The following is an 18,010-nucleotide window of genomic DNA, read 5'->3' as shown; positions in this document are numbered from 1 at the left end:
CATTCTTTTTTCAAATTGGTATTACTTTCATCAAAGGGAATGTTAACTGGACTTAATTCTTAAATTGATTTCAGATTGAATATCACTTGTCTAGACAGCAAAGGACGGAAACACACTATTATTTAGATTCTAGACAAAGTACATCAGTGCAATCCTCTACCTTGGGCAGTTACACTATCTCCCATTATGAGCGATTCTCTTCACTTTCCATGATGCGCTCCACCATACCACTTCAATAGGACTTTGGCTAACTTTTGGGGATTGTGACGCACAAATCCTGTTTCGTCCTCATACAAAACGTTAGCTAAGACAATTCTTCTCCCTAGTTGAGAGACAGCTTCTCTGTCTAAGAACACAGGATGGGAATCTTGTTGAGCATAACGGATGAGTGATTGGGCTGAAGGGGATTTTTTATGTACTAGCACAGCATCAAACAGTTGTCTTTGTCCACAAGCCGCATCAATGGCGCGAATGTGGTCAGCAACGGTATATCCTTGAGTTTCCCCCGGTTGGGTCATCACATTGCAGACATAAATCCGAGGGGCTTGGGATTGGGCGATCGCATCAGCAATGTCTGATACTAATAAGTTAGGAATTAAACTGGTATAGAGGCTACCGGGGCCAATAATAATATAGTCGGCTTCTTTGATGGCCTTAATAGCTGCTGGCAAAGCCGGAGGATTAGCCGGAATGCAACCAATCTTGACAATTTTACCGTTAGCTTTGGGAATGCTAGACTCGCCCTCAATGCGGCGACCATCGGCTAATTCTGCCCAGAGGCGAACATCGCTGAGAGTAGCAGGCAAAACTTGTCCTCTCACAGCTAAGACTTTGGAACTAGCAGCTACAGCCCGTTCCAAATCACCAGTGATATCACTCATCGCGGTTAAGAACAAATTGCCAAAACTATGACCAGTTAAGCCATCCCCGGCCCGAAAACGATATTGAAATAACTCAGTCAATAATTTTTCTTCATCTGCTAAGGCTGCTAAACAGTTGCGAATATCTCCCGGTGGTAAAACACCGAATTCTTGACGTAACCTCCCAGAAGAGCCACCGTCATCAGCGACAGTCACAATAGCCGTAATATTAGCACTATAGGTTTTTAATCCTCTAAGCAAAGTAGATAGCCCCGTACCACCACCAATGACTACTATTTTCGGCCCCCGGTACAAGCGCCGATGGGCTAACAGTACATCAATGAGTTCTTCTTCCGCATCCGGTCTTAAAACCTGAGTAATCGAGCCGACAGTGCGCGTTTGTCCCCAAAGCAACAATAACAAACCACCCAAAATAACCACAGGGCCACTGATATAGTTGGGTAAAATGTTAGCGACAGCTCCCAAAAAACCCCTAACTAACTCCAACAGCCAAAAAATGGGAGTCAGCTTCACCCAAATAGCTAACCCTAGAATCGCTAGCAATACACCCCCAACACTGATTAGCAACCAGCGTTTTATCGATAATCCAGGGGACAACCATTTGAACCACTGGTTCACCCGATGGGAAGTTCGACTGCGTGACTGCTGTTGCAATGCGTTGAGGGCTTGTCTGAGAAAACCGATTGACATACCTGATTCGGAGCCGTGGTACAAACAATAACTAACAGAAAATGCACACTAAATGGTTTTAACACCAAGTATGAAATTATGAAACCTTTTTTTAGTTCCACTTAAACTAAAAGCAAGTCATCAAGGCTGCCAGTATGTCCATCAAACCATAACTTGGTAAAAGATAATTTAATGGAAAAGCGAATTTTAGGATTAGACCCAGGACTGGCAATTTTAGGATTTGGGGCAATTACTTGTACACCAGGCTTAACCCAACTACAAAGTACAAAAGTCAATATCTTGGACTTTGGAGTCATCAAAACCTCAGCAGATATCGAGATTGGGCAACGCTTGTGTACCTTGTTCGATGATTTGCACACAGTGATTGATAATTTACAACCTGATGTAGTCGCAATTGAAAAACTGTTCTTCTATCGTATGTCAAGTACAATTGTTGTGGCACAAGCTAGAGGTGTAGTAATGTTAGCCTTAGCACAGCACCATTTGCCTTATGTCGAATTTACACCAGCACAGGTTAAGCTAGCTTTAACGGGATATGGCAACGCTGATAAATCTGAAGTGCAAGAGGCGGTAGCACGAGAGTTAGATTTAGCCGAAATTCCTCAGCCTGATGATGCTGCTGATGCTTTGGCTGTAGCTTTGACAGCTTGGTATCAAATGTGATTTTTCTCAAAAGAGAATATAGTTGGAAACTGGAGAATAAAGTCGGAAACTACCTGGCACATTTGTAGTCAAAACTGATATTTTCCACGGCAACTCAGAAAGAGAAATCCTCACCTATGCCCAAATTCATACGGTACACTTAATTATTTTGTTTAGCAATAACCGTATGGTTACAGACAGGGCTTTTTTTGGTCACCGAGTTGATGCCATTGTTAGTAAAGCTCAATGTCCAGTCGTGACAATTATTTTACCTTGACCATAATAATTCGCTGCTTTTGGCAATACTTACGGGTTCGCCGATAAGCGTTCTCGTAGAGTAGCCTTAAGCCAAGCCAATAATTAAAAATTAGGGTATTTGCTGCTTAAAATCTGCCTAACTCCAGATCAAAAGTACTGATGATTGACACAGGCAAAAAGCTATGAGATATTTCTTTTATCTACGGTAACTTAGTCGAGTTTTAGTAGTTAATAAGTTCTTTATTGAAATCTTCCCCAGACAAAAGGACTAATCAATAGCGTTGTGAAAAGATTTGAGACTTTTATAAACGCAGAAATTTGGTCACATGATTTTGATTTTGTGTCCTAATTTATTCTGCTGAATAGTCTATTTGATTCACTGATGCAAATTTTTGTAATGTCTACTCAGGTGTAATACGAATGAAAATTGTGTTGGTAAAAACAATTAAGCTCTTGACAAGTGTTGCTTCTATATCAATGGGTTGTTTTTTGGTGACACTACCTGCTCAAGCCGCAACATTCAGTGCATTTTCGTTTAAAACCAATGTTACTGCCACTGCGATTAATGATCCTACAGGCCAACTACTCAACGACCCAACTAGAGATATCCGGCTAGATTCAGTCGAATTCAATAGTAGAAAAATTTCTAACTTTGAAGTTGTTACAGAAGCCACGATTCTTCAAAATGATACTTACACTTTGCCTGATGGTGATATTTTCGGTGTACTCCATTCAGGACGAGGGCCAAATACTGCTAATGATAACTTAGTCCCAGAAGGGCCTTCAAAACCAAATCCAACTGCTCAAGATATTGTCAGTACTTTAGGGAACTTAAATTTAAATAGTATTTTAGTCACAAGAGAAAATGCAGATAAAGCTATTATCGAAGTTTCGTTTGCTAATCCAGTGAATACCTTCTTCTTTTGGGAACGTGGTGGAGCAGCAGGCTCAAATATTGCTGGAGATAGCGATTTATTGGTAGAAGCTTTGGATGATAACGATGCTGTTATCGCTAGTTACAAAATCTTGAGACAAAACTATACCAAAGCTGACTATAACATTAGTACAGTAGTTGAGCCAATCCTGAATAATGGGCCTTTCAATATCGGTTCTATCGGTATTACTTTGAATGGAACTGGCACAAAAACATTAAGATTAACCAGTGCTAATAATAACAGGGCGAATTCTAACGTTCCTGGAGATAACGGCCCAGACTTTAAAATTGTGGCAGCTAATATTGAAACTGTTCCTGAACCTGCTACTTTTGTAAGTTTACTAGCTGTTACTAGTGTCGGAATCCTCTTCAAACGTCGGACACAAGTTAGAGGCTGATTTAATCGAGCTTGTCAGCCATCAACTCTGCATTAATTGCAATGTCTGCGTTTAGGTTTGCCCTACCAATGCACCCCAATCTCATACCAATGTTGCAGTCAACGAGGATGAGTTAATTGACAGTGGGATTATGGGTGAATATCGTCGCATTGTAGGTTGGGGATATGGCAGAAAAAATAATAGTGAATTAGACTCTGCTCATAAATTGCATCAACTACCGCGCCCTTATCAAAGTTAGTTGGCTGTTGACGGTTGACTGTTAACCGTCAACGATTTGAAACGGAATAATTTCTTTTGTCATTGTTCATAAATGAAGAATCTTTGTATCATTTTTGATTTAGATGGAACGTTAGTTGATAGCGAGAGACTTTGTAACCAAGCATTTATCGATTTGCTACTTTTTATCAACGAATCAATCGATAGTCTGATTTATCGATATCGTGGTAGAAAATTAGCTTTAATTTTAGCGGATATAGAAATAAGATATGGCGTAAAGTTACCTGTTGATTTTGAGGTAATATATCGTCAAAAAGTGAATGAATTATTTGAATTTTACTTGCAACCAATCCCAGGCGTTCCAGAGATGCTCGAAACTCTGGAATATCCTATTTGCGTGGCTTCAAGCGCGCCAATGGCAAAAATTCGCACGGCTCTAAATGTCACAAATATATCGCATTATTTTGGCGATAGCTTGTTTAGCTCTTATGATGTAGGCTCATGGAAACCCGACCCAGGTTTATTTTTATACGCAGCTAATAAAATGGGCTTCCCTCCTGAATTTTGTGTTGTAATTGAAGATAGCGATGTCGGAATTCAAGCCGCACATTCAGCCGGAATCTATGCTTTGAAATATTCAACAGAGGAAGAAGCAGAGGAAAGAACTAATGTATTTTCTAATATGAAATTTCTTAAAAAACGGCTTGATAATATTTACGCGATAAAATGCGATCGCTCATAAAATACCCCAGGATATGTAATAAGTTAATAACTTTTGGTGACAGGACATATCGAGAACCGTTGCCTGAATTACGAATCCTTCTATTGCGATAGTCTAGGATTTGACAGGCTATATTAATGCCAGCAAACAAAGTTCTTGACTTATTTTTGCTTAAGAGGTAGGTTATCAATATTGCTTTAAGTACGGTAAATCTATCAGTATAAAGTATGATGTAAATTTAAAACAATATAAGGTTTTTAAATTAGTGCAAATTCATGGCAATTTTCGATAAATGAAAAATTGCTGATTTTTTGCATATTTATAGACTGATAAATATTTATCAGCAATATTGAGTCATTTTGATGTCTTCTTGTTAATAGTCAACACCACTGTGTTAAGGAAAAGTTTTTTAGCGCTGTTATTGGTTATAGGAGTAGCAATGTCTACGGCGATTCTTCCCGCTTTTGCTGCTACCGCTAATCCCTGTCCTCCAGAAATGGTAATGATTCCCGGCGGGACATTTACGATGGGATCGGATAATTCCGGTTATATAGAAGAACTCTCAGCACAAGAGGTAAGAGTTAGTTCTTTTTGTATAGATAAATACGAGGTCACAAATTCCCAATTTGCAGAGTTTGTCAAAGCGACGGGCTACGTCACAGTTGCAGAGCGTCCTTTATCAAAGGAACAGTTTCCCGACTTGCCAGATGAGCAGAGATTACCGGGTTCTTTAGTGTTTGCAATAGTACAGCCAGAAGCAAAAGTACTGAATTGGTGGCATTGGCAGACTGGGGCAAATTGGCGACATCCCTTTGGCAAAGAAAGCGCAATTGTACATCAAGATAACTATCCAGTTGTTCATATTGCTTACGAAGACGCTGTAGCTTACGCCCAATGGGCAGGAAAATCGCTACCTACAGAAGCTCAGTGGGAATACGCTGCCCGTGGTGGGTTAGATGCTGCAACTTATGCTTGGGGTGACCAATACTCGGAGAAAAAAGCCAACACTTGGCAAGGAATATTTCCCTTGTTCAATACCAAAAAAGATGGTTACGCAAGTATTGCCCCTGTTGGTTCCTTTCCACCAAATGGTTATGGACTTTATGACATGACTGGTAACGTCTGGGAATTAACATCCGATTGGTTTATGCCAGGACATAACCACAAAACCCACAGTGTTAATCCTACAGGCCCGGAACAAAGTTTTGACCCCAATAAACCCAGCGAACAAGCCCTACACGTAATTAAAGGTGGTTCTTATCTGTGTGCGCCTAACTATTGCAGCCGTTTCCGTCCCGCAGCGCGAGAATCTCAAGCGCCGGATACGGGAACAACTCATATCGGATTTCGCTTAGTAAAGAACCTAACACAAGAGAGCAGGGGAGGCAGGGGAAGAAGAGAAGCAGGGGAGGAGAAAAATATATCTCCTGCTTAAAAGGGGTATCAAGCCCTCGGAAGTTTGGAGCAAAGAAAGCCTGCGCTCCAAGTTCTCTCTAAATTTATTTCTGAAAAAGAAACAGAAAGGATGAAGAATGAAGTTTAAATCCAAGAATGGGAATTTGTTTTATAGAATAGCAAAGGCGATCGCTTTATCTTTGCTCATCACCTTATTGATGGTCAATGGCCCCGCCCTAGCAGCTACATCTGAGGTATTACCCCTGCCCTTACCAGCGTTTAAGGGGAAAATTGGCCTCACCTATAAAGAATCACAACCAGACTTTCCCCAACCCATCACCGCCCCAGCCAACGCCCCCAACGTCTTGCTAGTCATATTAGATGATGTGGGCTTTGGACAAGCCAGTACCTTTGGCGGCCCTGTGGATACTCCCAACTTAACGCACCTAGCCGAAACAGGATTACGCTACAACCAATTTCACACCACTGCCCTGTGTTCGCCTACCAGGGCAGCTTTATTAACTGGACGCAATCATCATTCAGTGAATACAGGGGTAGTTGAGGAATTAGCCACAGGTTATCCTGGCTACACAACAGTTTTGCCTAAAAGTGCTGCCACTGTTGCCGAAATCCTGCGACAAAATGGTTATAACACAGCCGCTTTTGGTAAATGGCATAATACACCAGACTTTGAAACCAGTGCTGTCGGGCCTTTTGATCGCTGGCCTACAGGGTTAGGATTTGAGTATTTTTACGGCTTCCTTGGTGGTGATACTAATCAGTGGAGTCCGGCTTTAGTGGAAAACACTAAGCGTGTAGATAAACCCAACAAGCCAGATTATCACCTAACACCAGACTTAGTAGACCATGCGATCGCCTGGATTCGCAACCAACAGTCCATCGCTCCAGAAAAACCCTTTTTCGCCTATCTCGCCACCGGCGCTACCCACGCACCCCACCACGCCCCCAAAGAGTGGATTGACAAATATCAAGGCAAATTTGACCAAGGCTGGGATAAATTACGCGAAGAAACCTTTGCCCGACAAAAGCAACTAGGTGTAATTCCAGCCAATGCCCAACTCACTCCCCGCCCCCCAGAACTCCCAGCTTGGGATTCCCTCTCAGCAGAACAGCAAAAACTCTATGCCCACATGGCTGAAGTATTTGCGGGATTTTTAGCCCATACAGATTATGAAGTCGGCAGGTTAATTAATGCCGTTGACCAACTCGGTGAACTGGATAACACCTTAGTCATATATGTGGTGGGAGATAACGGTGCTAGTGCCGAAGGCGGTTTAACAGGTAGCGTCAACGAACTGCAAGTTTTCAACGCTGTACCCGAAAATCTCCAACAACTGCTAGCTGCTTATGATGATTTAGGTAGCCCCAAAACATTCAACCATTTTCCGGCTGCTTGGGCATGGGCAGTTAACACTCCCTTCCAATGGACAAAGCAAATAGCCTCTCATTTTGGTGGTACTCGCAACCCCTTAGTAATCTCCTGGGGCGCAAATATTAAAGACCAAGGTGGCATTCGCAGCCAATTCCATCATGTAATTGATATTACACCCACAATTTTAGAAGTAGCGGGAATTACTGTACCGAAAGAAGTGAATGGTGTGAAGCAACGACCAATAGAAGGTACTAGCCTCGCATATACGTTTAATAATCCTAATGCGCCTTCTCATCGGGAAACTCAGTATTTTGAGATGCTGGGTAACCGAGCCATTTACGATGAAGGTTGGGTAGCTGCGGCGCGTCATGGTCGCTTACCTTGGGAACGAACTGTTAAAGGTAGCTTTGATACAGATGAGTGGGAACTGTACAACATTGCCGAAGATTTCAGCGAGGCGAATAATCTAGCTAAGAAAAACCCCCAGAAGCTAGAAAAACTGCAAAAGTTGTTTTTAAAAGAAGCCAAGAAGCATAACGTCTTACCCCTAGACGATCGCATTGCGGAAAGATTTGATGTTAAAATTCGTCCCAGCCTCACCAGAGGACGCACAACATTCACCTACTATCCAGGTACAGTCGGCATTCCCGAAGGTAGCGCACCAAATTTGAAAAATCGCTCCTTTACTATTACAGCTAATGTAGAAGTTCCAGAAAAAGGGGCAGAAGGTGTAATTTTAACCCAAGGCGGTCGTTTTGCAGGTTGGAGTTTTTTCCTAGAGGATAACAAGCCTACTTATGTTTACAACTATGCCAATACTGCCCGCTATACCATTCAATCACCAGAAAAATTACCCTCCGGTAAATCTACAATCCGGTTCAACTTTGATTATGACGGTGGTGTAGGTGCAGGTGGCATCGGCAAATTATTCATTAACGATCAACAGGTAGCTGAAGGTCGAGTAGATAAAACCATCGCTTACCGTTTAGCCCTAGACGAAACCTTTGATGTAGGCAGAGATACAGGTACTCCTGTAGTTGACACTTACCAAGTACCCTTTAATTTCACGGGTAACTTACAACAAGTCAGCCTGGATTTGAAGTAATCAAGATTCTGACTTTTCACGTCATGTGGAAAAGCTAACGCCAGACCTAACCCCCCAGCCCCCTTCCCTAGTAGGGAAGGGGGAGAAATCAAAGCCTCTCTCCTTGCAGGGGAGAGGTTTGGAGAGGGGTTTTCCAGATCCCGTGAAAAGTCAGATCAAGAATGGGGCATGGAAGTGAGGAAGCAGAGGAGAAATAACAAAGCTTCATGCCCCATGCCCCATGCCCAACCCCACTATAAATCATGAATGAAATATTAGTAATAATCGACAAACTTGCACTATTCACATTCATTGTGTTTACTATGTTAGGTGCAGGTTTAGGTCTCACTATCAAACAAATTTGGGAACCACTACGCAGCCCTAGACTTGTCATATTGTCCTTGCTGACAAATTTTATATTGGTGCCAAGTTTTGTTTATCTGCTAGTACAAATAGTACCTCTGAGTGAAGCATTAAAAGATGGTTTACTCATCATGGCATTAGCATCAGGCCCGCCAGCTTTGCCTAAACTGGCTCAAATAGTTAAGGGCAATATAGCCTTTTCTGTGGGATTAATGATGTTGCTGATGCTTGGCACGATTTTTTATATGCCATTAGTACTACCTTTAGTCGTGCAAGGTGTGCAAATCAATTCTTGGGACATTGGCAAACCTTTGTTATTGATGATGATTAGCCCGTTAGTAATTGGACTATTTATTAAAGCCAAATTTGCGGCGATCGCTCCTGTTATCCAGCCTATTTTATTCAAATTATCTAGTACTGGACTATTTTTAGGATTAGTAGTCAGATTAATAATTCATACCAATGATATTATTGGTTTGTTAAAAACAGGTGCAATCTTTATTTGTGCAGTATTTATTATCTTTTCCTTTAGCGTTGGTTATCTTTTAGGCGGGCCTGGTATCGACACTCAAAGAGTTCTAGGAGTCGGAACAGCACAGCGAAATTTTGCCGCAGCATTATTAGTAGGCTCAAGTAATTTTGACGATCCCAACGTTGTGAGCATCATCATGGTGACAAGTATATTAATGATGATAACAGTTCTGATTGTGGGGCCAAAGTTTATAGAATTAGACCAGCCAAAAGATGGAGACATTAAACAGTTAGAGATATCAGGGTAAACGCATCTCATTTACTAGATAAAAATCAAGAATATGCAAATAAAATTCTACTTTGAAAATAAATTTTTAATATGATCAATCAACAAAAATGGTGTTTTTTTAGAAAAATCCTTGAGAATTTATCCTCAAAAATCAAGGATAAATAATTATCAATCTTATGAGAAAATCCTAAATTTGAGGTAAAAACATGGGTCAAAATCAATTCGAGCTTGTAATTTTTGATTGTGATGGAGTTTTGGTTGATAGCGAACCAATTATTAATCGCATTTTTGCAGAAACGCTCACTGAAGCTGGTTTTCCTATCACCTATGCAGAAGTAACTCAAAAATTTATTGGCAAGTCCTTAAAAACCTGTTTAGAGATTATCGAGACATCTTATAACAAACCATTGCCCAAAAACTTTATGGAACTTTGTAAAGAGCGAGAAATGGCTCCTTTGGAGAAAGAAATAAAACCAGTTCCAGGCATTAGCGAAGTATTGGAGCAAATTACATTACCAAAATGTGTGGCATCCAATAATAGCCACCGTCATATTCAAATGGTATTGAAATTAACGGGGCTTCTGGATAAATTTGATGGCAAAATATATAGCGCTAATGATGTTTTGCGCCCCAAACCTTTTCCCGACGTGTATCTTTATGCAGCCGAGCAAATGAATACTAATCCAGAATATTGTGCTGTAATTGAAGACTCTGTACCGGGTGTACAAGCAGCATCCGCAGCAGGAATGACTGTTTTTGGCTATGCTTATCACAGCGATGTTTCACAACAAGCCGTTGTGCGTAGATGCACTGCTCTTTTTGAAGCTGGAGCAAAGATAGTGTTTAACGATATGCGGCAGCTATCTCAACTTCTTTAGTTACCCAATAACTAAAGAATGCAGACGGAAGTATAGACTTTTTTGATTTCTTCCTCTGCATCCTCTGCTTACTTTTACCCAGCGATTTTGGGTTCCTTCTACGGACGATTTCCCAAAGGGTACTGATGCCCTAAGATGGGATGGGGTGTGTAAGGTTCTTCCAGGTATTTACGCTCTTCATCAGAAAGCTCTAAATCCACCGCCTCGACAGCCTCTTTCAGATGTTCTATCTTACTAGCGCCAATGATGGGAGATGTTACACCTGGTTGATGTAATAGCCAAGCTAGGGCGATTTGTGTGGGTTTAACACCTCGTGTTGCGGCTAATTCTACTACGCGATCGACTACTTGAAAATCTGAATCTTGATAGTAGAGATTGTGAGCGAATTCGTCAGTTTTTGCCCGTAGTGTTTGCCCATAGTCTGACTTACTGCGATTTCCTGCTAAAAATCCCCGTGCCAAGGGACTCCAAGGAATAATACCAATCCCTTGATCTAGGGCTAAGGGTATCACTTCTCTTTCTTCTTCCCGATAGACTAGATTGTAGTGATTTTGAATGGAGACAAAACGAGTCCAACCGTGGATATCTGCGGTATAAAGGGCTTTGGCAAATTGCCATGCGTAAACACTAGAAATTCCTAGATAACGGACTTTACCTGCTTTGACAATATCATGCAGTGCTTCTAGGGTTTCTTCAATTGGTGTTTCATGATCCCAACGGTGAATTTGGTACAAGTCTACATAATCGGTCTGTAGCCGTCGCAAAGAAGCATCAATGCTATCAAAAATATGTTTGCGAGATAGCCCTCGGTCGTTGGGGCCATCGCCGACTTTACCATGTACTTTAGTAGCAATCACAACCTGATCTCTTTTGGCAAAGTCTTTTAGCGCTCGCCCGACGATTTCTTCACTAGCACCCAAGGAATAAACATCGGCGGTATCAAAGAAGTTAATCCCCAATTCCAAAGCCAGTTTGATAAATGGACGACTCTCTTCTTCTTCTAATACCCATTCGCGCAATTTACGCGAGCCATAAGTCATCGTACCTAGAGTAATACGCGATACTTTGAGTCCAGTTTTGCCAAGATTTACATATTTGATCATACTGTCTGCTCTACCTTTTGTTGGGACGCTTAATATGGATTCGCCTAGAGTATTGGATAGCTATGAGCATTGCTTTGCAAAAGCCAGTTCATAAATACTATAAACCAATCGGTTTACCGTAATTAATGATTAAAATATTAAGAATTATAGATGGTTGATATTTTGATTACGCTTCCCCGCTAACCTCACGGTGTAGCGGGAGATGTTTGTTTCACAGAAACTTGCATTGTGTTACAAAGATCGGCGATTTTTCATCGAGCAATCCAACGGCTTACAGCTGGCAATTGTGAAGAGAACCAGAGCGCACCTGAAATACTCAGACTACCACAGACAATCAAGGCATTAGTCGCACCAAAATTATCTGCCAAAGTTCCAGCGAACAAATTCCCGAAGGGCATTGTACCCACCATTGCTAAGGCATAAAAACTCATTACCCGTCCGCGCTTATCCTCAGCAACTAAGGTTTGGATAATCATATTGCTACTCGTAATCTGTAGAATGGCAAAGCAGCCGATAAATACCAGTATGATGATGGATAGTTCAATTTGACGCGATAGAGAGAAGCAGATCAGACTTATGCCAATCGAGATTTGAGCAGCTACAATCAAACGCTCTAAACCTGCAATCCCTCGCCTGATACTTAGATATAAACAAGCGAGCAAAGAACCAATCGGGGCTGAAGTGCTAAGGTGAGCCATTGTAGTTGCATCCCCATTTAAAATTTTAGCCGCGACTACTGGCATGAGTGCGATATGAGACATCCCAACTAAACCATGTAACGCTAGCATTAATAAAATGGCTCTAATCGGCTGGAATTTGGAGACATATTCAAAACCTTCCCCCAATTTCTGTAAAGTATTGCTAATTCCTGACAGGGATTGCATCGGTCTGACAGGCAACTGCATAGCTAGTAGAGTAAAGATTGCAGGGATATAGCTGAGGGTGTCGTAGAGAAAACAATATTTTACCCCTAGCGTAGCAATCAAAATTCCGCCCATAGCAGGCCCCAATACTAGAGAGGAACTTAACATCACTGAATTCAAAGCGATCGCATTACTCCAATCAGCGCGATCGTCTACGGTTTCGGTGACGATTGTATGGCGCACAGGCATATCTAATCCCTTAAGCAAACCATTGAGCGCACTTAGCACCAATAGGATAGGAAAGGTAATCCAATTGGTAAAGGTGAGAATCGTTAACGCCAAGGAAACGCTAATTCCCAATATCTGCACCAACATTAACAAGTCACGACGACTCCAGCGATCGGATAATATGCCCGAAAAGGGAATCAATAATAAGGTAGGTAAAAATTGTACAAACCCTGCAACTCCCAATAGCCAAGCAGATTTAGTCAAATCATATACTAACCAAGGAATAGTTAACTGCTGGGTCATAAATGTCCCAGACATTGATAGTAACTGTCCGCCAAAAAACAGGCGAAAGTTACGCCAGCGTAAAGCAGGTAAATGGTGGTACGTGATATTACCGATGCTTTCCCCGAATTTTCTATGCCAAATTTTCATGAGGCAAATTTCATCATGGTATACGAATAGTTAGCTTAGCTAATAATAAGGCAATAATCATTTAGTTTACCGCCACAGCCATTGCCGATCTGTCTGCGCTAACACTTTTGTATATTGATATGCGATCGCCATAGCAGATAATATATCTGCAAAAACATAGGAAATTGCGGCGTTGTATCCCCCTAGTACTTGGTTTCGTTATCTAGTTTTAGGTTGTGGGATGGCGTACCCGCCTGCCGAAAGCTATCTGATAACTACATATAAATCCCAGGATAGGGGTCAAAGGCTCAAATCTTGAATTTGAATGTTTAATATAGATTCTTCTCTTGCTTCCTCTGCTTCCCAATCCCTGCCACAGAATCCAAAGACCCCCTTGTTTTTTAGGCTCATATATGCAAATCTCATATATACTACGGTAAATCTACTGGCTTGCCGTATAACTCAAACTAAATGCAAAACCAACTTTTAGCACCTATTGAGAAGGGTTCTGGGAAGCTATGACTGAGCCACGCTACGGGATTTGGATACCTGTTTACGGCAACTGCGGCGTGATGAACCATCCTCTTGAACCTCGTGATGCTAGTTACTTACGAGCCAAAAATTTAATTCAGTTGGCCCAAAGGTGCGGATTCACCACAACTTTAATAGCACAACATATCATCAATCCCAGAAACCAAGAACTTGACCAACTAGAAACCTGGACAGCAGCATCTGCACTTGCAGAAGCGACAACTTCTATTGAGATTATTGCAGCTGTTAAACCACTACTATTCCATCCAGCTGTCTTAGCAAAGATGGCTTTAGGGATTGATGCAATCAGTCGAGGTCGTTTTGCGATTAACTTAGTTAGTGCTTGGTTTAGGCCAGAAATGGAAAAACCAGGAATCAACTTTTTGAAACATGATGAGCGTTATCGCTATTCAGATGAATGGATTAGTGTTGTCAAAGCTCTGTGGAGTGGAGAAGAAGTTAATTTTCAGGGAAATTATTTTCAGATCAAAGACTTAAGGTTTAGCCCATCATCCATAGCCAAACCACATCCGCGCGTCTATGTGGGTGGAGAGTCAGAACCAGCACAAGAACTAGCAGCAAAACAAGCACATACATTTTTCCTCAACGGTCGTCCAATTGAAGTTATCCGCGAAACCATCGCTCAGGTTCATCAAAAAGCTAGCTCTCGTTCTCAACCTTTAGGTTTTGCAATGTCAGCTTTTGTGATTGCTCGACCAACAGACGCAGAAGCAGAAACAGAATATCAAACCCTGAGAGCAATGGTACTAGCACAAGACGATCGCTCAGAACTACTTAAAGGAGTGGATTCGGAAGTAGTCATGTTTAAAAATATGGCTAAATATCCTGGTGTGGGGAGCAATGGCGGAACTGCGGCTGGCTTAGTTGGAAGCTATGACACCGTAGCTCATCGGATTGCTGAATTTAACAAAGTAGGAATTGATACTTTCATGCTGCAATTCCAGCCTTTTGTCAAAGAAATGGAGCGTTTTGCTGGGGAGATTATACCAAGAGTGCGAGCGTTAACAGTAGGAAGTGCAGCGATCGCCATGTTGGTCAGTTTCATGTGGAATTAGCTGGTCAAAAGATTACTCAAGCTTTGAAATATTTACATGAAGCAGCGTTTGAAGTAGAGGTGCATTGAAATGGTAACTGGGGATTGGGAAGAACATTGAGATTAAATTGCATCTTCTCAATTACAAAAATTAACAGTAACAAAAAATACTATTCATTAATTAAATATGCGGAGAGCTAATGAGTAAATCAAAGCAATTAAAATTGGGTGCATTCATGCGTCCGGTAAGTATACATACAGGTGCTTGGCGTTATCCAGGAGCTTTGCCCGATGCTAATTTCAATTTCCCAGCACTCAAAAAATTCATCCAGAAACTAGAGCAGGGAAAGTTCGACGCATTTTTCATGGCTGATCACTTAGCAGTGCTGAATATGCCAATTAACGCACTAAAACGTAGCCATACTGTCACCTCTTTCGAGCCTTTTACTTTGCTGTCTGCCCTTGCCAGCGTCACCGAACACATCGGACTAGTAGCTACTGCTTCTACAACTTATGACGCACCTTTTCACATTGCTCGCCGTTTTGCCTCTCTTGACCATATCAGTGGTGGTCGTGCTGGCTGGAATATTGTCACCACAGCCAATCCAGACGCAGCACTCAACTTTGGCTTAGAAGAAGAAATGGAACATGACGAACGTTACCGACGAGCAAGAGAATTCTATGATGTCGTTACAGGTCTTTGGGATTCCTTTGCTGACGATGCGTTTATTCGGGACGTGGAAGCAGGGATTTATTTTGACCCCGACAAGCTGCACGTTTTGAATCATCAAGGAAAATATCTCTCTGTGCGGGGGCCATTGAACATCGCTAGACCTATTCAGGGCTGGCCGGTAATTGTTCAAGCGGGTGCATCCGAAGCCGGAAGGCAATTGGCAGCAGAAACTGCCGAAGTTGTGTTTGCACCTGCTGGTAATCTAGAGGCTGGCAAAGCTTTATTTGCAGACATTAAGGGACGAGCGCAAGCGATCGGACGTGACCCAGACAGCATCAAAATTCTTCCAGGTGCGTTGGTCATCGTGGGTGAAACTGTGGCAGAGGCGCGTGCCAAACGTGAACATTTGGACAGCCTAGTACATTATGAAAGTGGCATTGCTAGCCTCAATAGTGCGCTGGGCTACGACGTTTCCGGCTTTGATCCAGATAGCCCCTTACCAGAAATTCCCCAGACTAACGCCGGACGCAGTTCCCGTGAGCGGGTAGTGGCACTGGCGCAACGCGAGAACTTGACTATCCGTCAGTTAGCTCAACGTATTGGCAGTTATGGCGGATTAGCGTTTGTTGGTACGCCCCAAACTATCGCCGATGAGATGGAACAATGGCTGAACGAAGAAGGTTCTGACGGATTCAACATCATGTTTCCGTTTCTTCCTGAAGGGCTGAATGATTTTGTAGACGAGGTAATCCCAGAACTCCAACGGCGTGGCATCTTTCGCAAAGAGTATGAGGGAAAGACCTTGCGGGAAAATCTCGGACTCGCTCGCCCCGCTAACCGCTTCTTTCAACCTACAGCCGCATTGACTAGCTAAATACGTTTGATTGAATTGAACATCAAAATCTCTTCCTAATACTCCAATGTTCTAAAAATAGAGAGAAAAACAATGACTCAAATTGAAGAAAAAGTTATAGATTCCACCTTCAAATTTTCATCTCCGGTTACGCCTAAATCTCCTGAACTACAAGCTTTGTTTGATTTCATTGCTCTGGGAGCTAGTGAACGCGATCGCGATCGCATCCTACCTTTTGATGTGGTTGATTTAATCCGGCGTTCCCGGTTGGGTGCATTGCGAATCCCCGTCACTGAAGGTGGTGGTGGTAGCACGGCGCGGGAATTATTCGAGGTGGTGATTAAGTTAGGCGATGCTGACCCGAACGTGGCTCACATTGTGCGGAATCATTTTTCTGTCACAGAGCGAATTTTGCGTTCTCAACGCACCGAAAGAAATCGTCGCTGGTTAAAAGCTGTTGCCGATGGGGCAATTATTGGACTTGCTTCTACCGAATTGGAAGTTAAACGGGCTGGCGGCGGTCAAGTCGTGAATACAAAATTAACGCCCGATGGCGACGGCTATCGTCTGAATGGGACGAAGTATTACAGCACCGGCAGCCTTTATGCAGACTTGATTTTTGTACGTGTACTAGTACCCGACGGCACTACAGCGTTTATCCTCATTCCTACTAACCGTGAGGGAATTGAGCTTGTAGATGACTGGGATGGATTTGGGCAAAGGCTTACAGGCACAGGAACGACTAACTTCACTAATGTGCGCGTAGAGGCAGAAGAAGTAATTTTTGAGACAGATACAGATAAAGATTATCTGCCATACAATATCGTCCCACAATTATTCTTGACAGCAATTAACGCTGGTATTATTCGTAGCGTTCTGCGTGATGCCACAACCCTCGTTCATAATCGATCTCGGACTTTCTACCATGCGGTATCTGAGCAAGCAGCAGATGACCCCATCTTGCAGCAAACCGTCGGACAAATTTCTGCTCATGCCTTTGCGGCGGAAGCGATCGTTTTAGCCGCAGCCGATGGACTCGATCGCCTTTCTGCGGCTAAAGCTCAAAGTGAAGAAGCAGAAACGGCTGTAGCGTTAGAAACTTCTTTGAATGCAGCTAAAGCCAAACTAATTGTTGATGATTTAGCGTTACGTTCAGCCACCTTACTATTTGAAGTTGGCGGGGCTTCGACAACCAAGAAAAGCTCTAACTTTGACCGTCATTGGCGCAATGCCCGTACTTTATCCTCACATAACCCCAATCACTTTAAGGCGCGTGCAATTGGCGATTACGAGATCAATGGTAAGCCTTTGCCACAGAGAGGATTTTTTTAAGGCGTACCATCCAGGCAAGATGATTGAACGAACTTTCAATTCATCTGGCTTCACATTGATTCACTGTGATGTTAACCCTCAATTCATCCCGCATTTATGCAACGCCGGAAAATTTATCTAATTGACCCAGTAATTATTTGTTTGCAACACTTAATATTAGTTTGACTAATTGTTAGTCTATCATGTAATTGTGCTCTTCAGTACAGATTTTTTGTATCAATGTGTGTAAGTTATATTTGGTGAGTAAGATCGCTACATAACTTTGTGGTAAATCTCTCACTAAACAGCATCTCTTTTCATCCCTTGTATAGCAATTAGTCAGAGTCTACAAGCAAGTTTGGTAGCTGGA

14 protein-coding genes are annotated in these 18,010 nt (G+C 42.3%); 11 read left to right on the top strand and 3 right to left on the bottom strand.

Translation table 11 applies throughout. From position 1 onward, the window contains the following. Positions 1–200: 200 nt before the first annotated feature. Positions 201–1,571, bottom strand: a complete 1,371-nt coding sequence (locus GSQ19_RS05730; protein ID WP_011317013.1) for a gluconeogenesis factor YvcK family protein — start codon at positions 1,569–1,571, stop codon at positions 201–203. Positions 1,572–1,742: 171 nt separating this feature from the next. Between GSQ19_RS05730 and ruvC the strand changes: the two genes are divergently transcribed. The 8 genes from ruvC to GSQ19_RS05685 all read left to right on the top strand — a co-directional run bounded on the left by ruvC (position 1,743) and on the right by GSQ19_RS05685 (position 10,613). Beyond that, the gene (ruvC, locus tag GSQ19_RS05725) at positions 1,743–2,234 is read left to right on the top strand and encodes a crossover junction endodeoxyribonuclease RuvC (protein WP_011317012.1); all 492 of its coding nucleotides are present in this window, start codon (positions 1,743–1,745) and stop codon (positions 2,232–2,234) included. Between the two features lie 79 nt (positions 2,235–2,313). Continuing rightward, complete coding sequence (locus tag GSQ19_RS05720; RefSeq protein ID WP_104009869.1) at positions 2,314–2,490, top strand: hypothetical protein; 177 nt, start codon at positions 2,314–2,316, stop codon at positions 2,488–2,490. A 401-nt stretch (positions 2,491–2,891) separates the two neighbouring features. Further along, entirely contained in the window at positions 2,892–3,803 is a 912-nt protein-coding gene (locus tag GSQ19_RS05715) for an exosortase-dependent surface protein XDP2 (protein WP_011317011.1), read from the top strand. Positions 3,804–4,113: 310 nt separating this feature from the next. Continuing rightward, entirely contained in the window at positions 4,114–4,761 is a 648-nt protein-coding gene (locus GSQ19_RS05705; protein WP_011317010.1) for an HAD-IA family hydrolase, read from the top strand. Positions 4,762–5,179: 418 nt separating this feature from the next. Further along, positions 5,180–6,175 carry a formylglycine-generating enzyme family protein gene (locus GSQ19_RS05700; RefSeq protein WP_011317009.1) on the top strand — a complete coding sequence of 332 codons (996 nt, stop codon included), beginning with the start codon at positions 5,180–5,182 and terminating at the stop codon, positions 6,173–6,175. Positions 6,176–6,272: 97 nt separating this feature from the next. Continuing rightward, complete coding sequence (locus GSQ19_RS05695; RefSeq protein ID WP_011317008.1) at positions 6,273–8,633, top strand: arylsulfatase; 2,361 nt, start codon at positions 6,273–6,275, stop codon at positions 8,631–8,633. A gap of 242 nt (positions 8,634–8,875) precedes the next feature. Further along, positions 8,876–9,754, top strand: a complete 879-nt coding sequence (locus tag GSQ19_RS05690; RefSeq protein ID WP_011317007.1) for a bile acid:sodium symporter family protein — start codon at positions 8,876–8,878, stop codon at positions 9,752–9,754. Between the two features lie 187 nt (positions 9,755–9,941). Then, entirely contained in the window at positions 9,942–10,613 is a 672-nt protein-coding gene (locus GSQ19_RS05685) for an HAD family hydrolase (RefSeq protein ID WP_011317006.1), read from the top strand. A gap of 98 nt (positions 10,614–10,711) precedes the next feature. Here the strand turns inward: GSQ19_RS05685 and GSQ19_RS05680 are convergent, their stop codons facing one another. Both GSQ19_RS05680 and GSQ19_RS05675 read right to left on the bottom strand, forming a co-directional pair. Further along, positions 10,712–11,716, bottom strand: coding sequence for an aldo/keto reductase (locus GSQ19_RS05680; protein ID WP_011317005.1), 1,005 nt, complete (start codon positions 11,714–11,716; stop codon positions 10,712–10,714). Positions 11,717–11,967: 251 nt separating this feature from the next. Next, positions 11,968–13,239 carry an MFS transporter gene (locus GSQ19_RS05675; protein ID WP_011317004.1) on the bottom strand — a complete coding sequence of 424 codons (1,272 nt, stop codon included), beginning with the start codon at positions 13,237–13,239 and terminating at the stop codon, positions 11,968–11,970. A gap of 497 nt (positions 13,240–13,736) precedes the next feature. On the opposite strand from GSQ19_RS05675, the gene GSQ19_RS05670 reads away from it, so the two are divergent. The 3 genes from GSQ19_RS05670 (at position 13,737) to GSQ19_RS05655 (ending at position 17,661) form a co-directional block, all read left to right on the top strand. Next, positions 13,737–14,825 (top strand): LLM class flavin-dependent oxidoreductase, encoded by a 1,089-nt coding sequence (locus GSQ19_RS05670; RefSeq protein ID WP_011317003.1) that lies wholly within the window; start codon positions 13,737–13,739, stop codon positions 14,823–14,825. 178 nt (positions 14,826–15,003) lie between these two features. Next, positions 15,004–16,350: an LLM class flavin-dependent oxidoreductase gene (locus GSQ19_RS05660; RefSeq protein WP_011317002.1), complete on the top strand. Its 1,347-nt coding sequence runs from the start codon at positions 15,004–15,006 to the stop codon at positions 16,348–16,350. Between the two features lie 72 nt (positions 16,351–16,422). Continuing rightward, positions 16,423–17,661, top strand: coding sequence for an acyl-CoA dehydrogenase family protein (locus GSQ19_RS05655; RefSeq protein WP_011317001.1), 1,239 nt, complete (start codon positions 16,423–16,425; stop codon positions 17,659–17,661). Positions 17,662–18,010: the final 349 nt, after the last annotated feature.

The sequence above is a fragment of the Trichormus variabilis 0441 genome (genome assembly GCF_009856605.1).
Classification (GTDB): domain Bacteria; phylum Cyanobacteriota; class Cyanobacteriia; order Cyanobacteriales; family Nostocaceae; genus Trichormus; species Trichormus variabilis.
This window is presented reverse-complemented; position numbering and strand designations above follow the sequence as displayed.

Excerpts from the sequence above, each read along its gene's own strand:
- GSQ19_RS05695 (WP_011317008.1), top strand. The coding sequence starts at position 6,273 with ATGAAGTTTAAATCCAAGAATGGGAATTTGTTTTATAGAATAGCAAAG.
- GSQ19_RS05705 (WP_011317010.1), top strand. The coding sequence starts at position 4,114 with ATGAAGAATCTTTGTATCATTTTTGATTTAGATGGAACGTTAGTTGAT.
- GSQ19_RS05655 (WP_011317001.1), top strand. The coding sequence starts at position 16,423 with ATGACTCAAATTGAAGAAAAAGTTATAGATTCCACCTTCAAATTTTCA.
- GSQ19_RS05715 (WP_011317011.1), top strand. The coding sequence starts at position 2,892 with ATGAAAATTGTGTTGGTAAAAACAATTAAGCTCTTGACAAGTGTTGCT.
- GSQ19_RS05690 (WP_011317007.1), top strand. The coding sequence starts at position 8,876 with ATGAATGAAATATTAGTAATAATCGACAAACTTGCACTATTCACATTC.
- ruvC (WP_011317012.1), top strand. The coding sequence starts at position 1,743 with ATGGAAAAGCGAATTTTAGGATTAGACCCAGGACTGGCAATTTTAGGA.
- GSQ19_RS05660 (WP_011317002.1), top strand. The coding sequence starts at position 15,004 with ATGAGTAAATCAAAGCAATTAAAATTGGGTGCATTCATGCGTCCGGTA.
- GSQ19_RS05685 (WP_011317006.1), top strand. The coding sequence starts at position 9,942 with ATGGGTCAAAATCAATTCGAGCTTGTAATTTTTGATTGTGATGGAGTT.
- GSQ19_RS05700 (WP_011317009.1), top strand. The coding sequence starts at position 5,180 with ATGTCTACGGCGATTCTTCCCGCTTTTGCTGCTACCGCTAATCCCTGT.
- GSQ19_RS05675 (WP_011317004.1), bottom strand. The coding sequence starts at position 13,239 with ATGAAAATTTGGCATAGAAAATTCGGGGAAAGCATCGGTAATATCACG.
- GSQ19_RS05730 (WP_011317013.1), bottom strand. The coding sequence starts at position 1,571 with ATGTCAATCGGTTTTCTCAGACAAGCCCTCAACGCATTGCAACAGCAG.
- GSQ19_RS05670 (WP_011317003.1), top strand. The coding sequence starts at position 13,737 with ATGACTGAGCCACGCTACGGGATTTGGATACCTGTTTACGGCAACTGC.
- GSQ19_RS05680 (WP_011317005.1), bottom strand. The coding sequence starts at position 11,716 with ATGATCAAATATGTAAATCTTGGCAAAACTGGACTCAAAGTATCGCGT.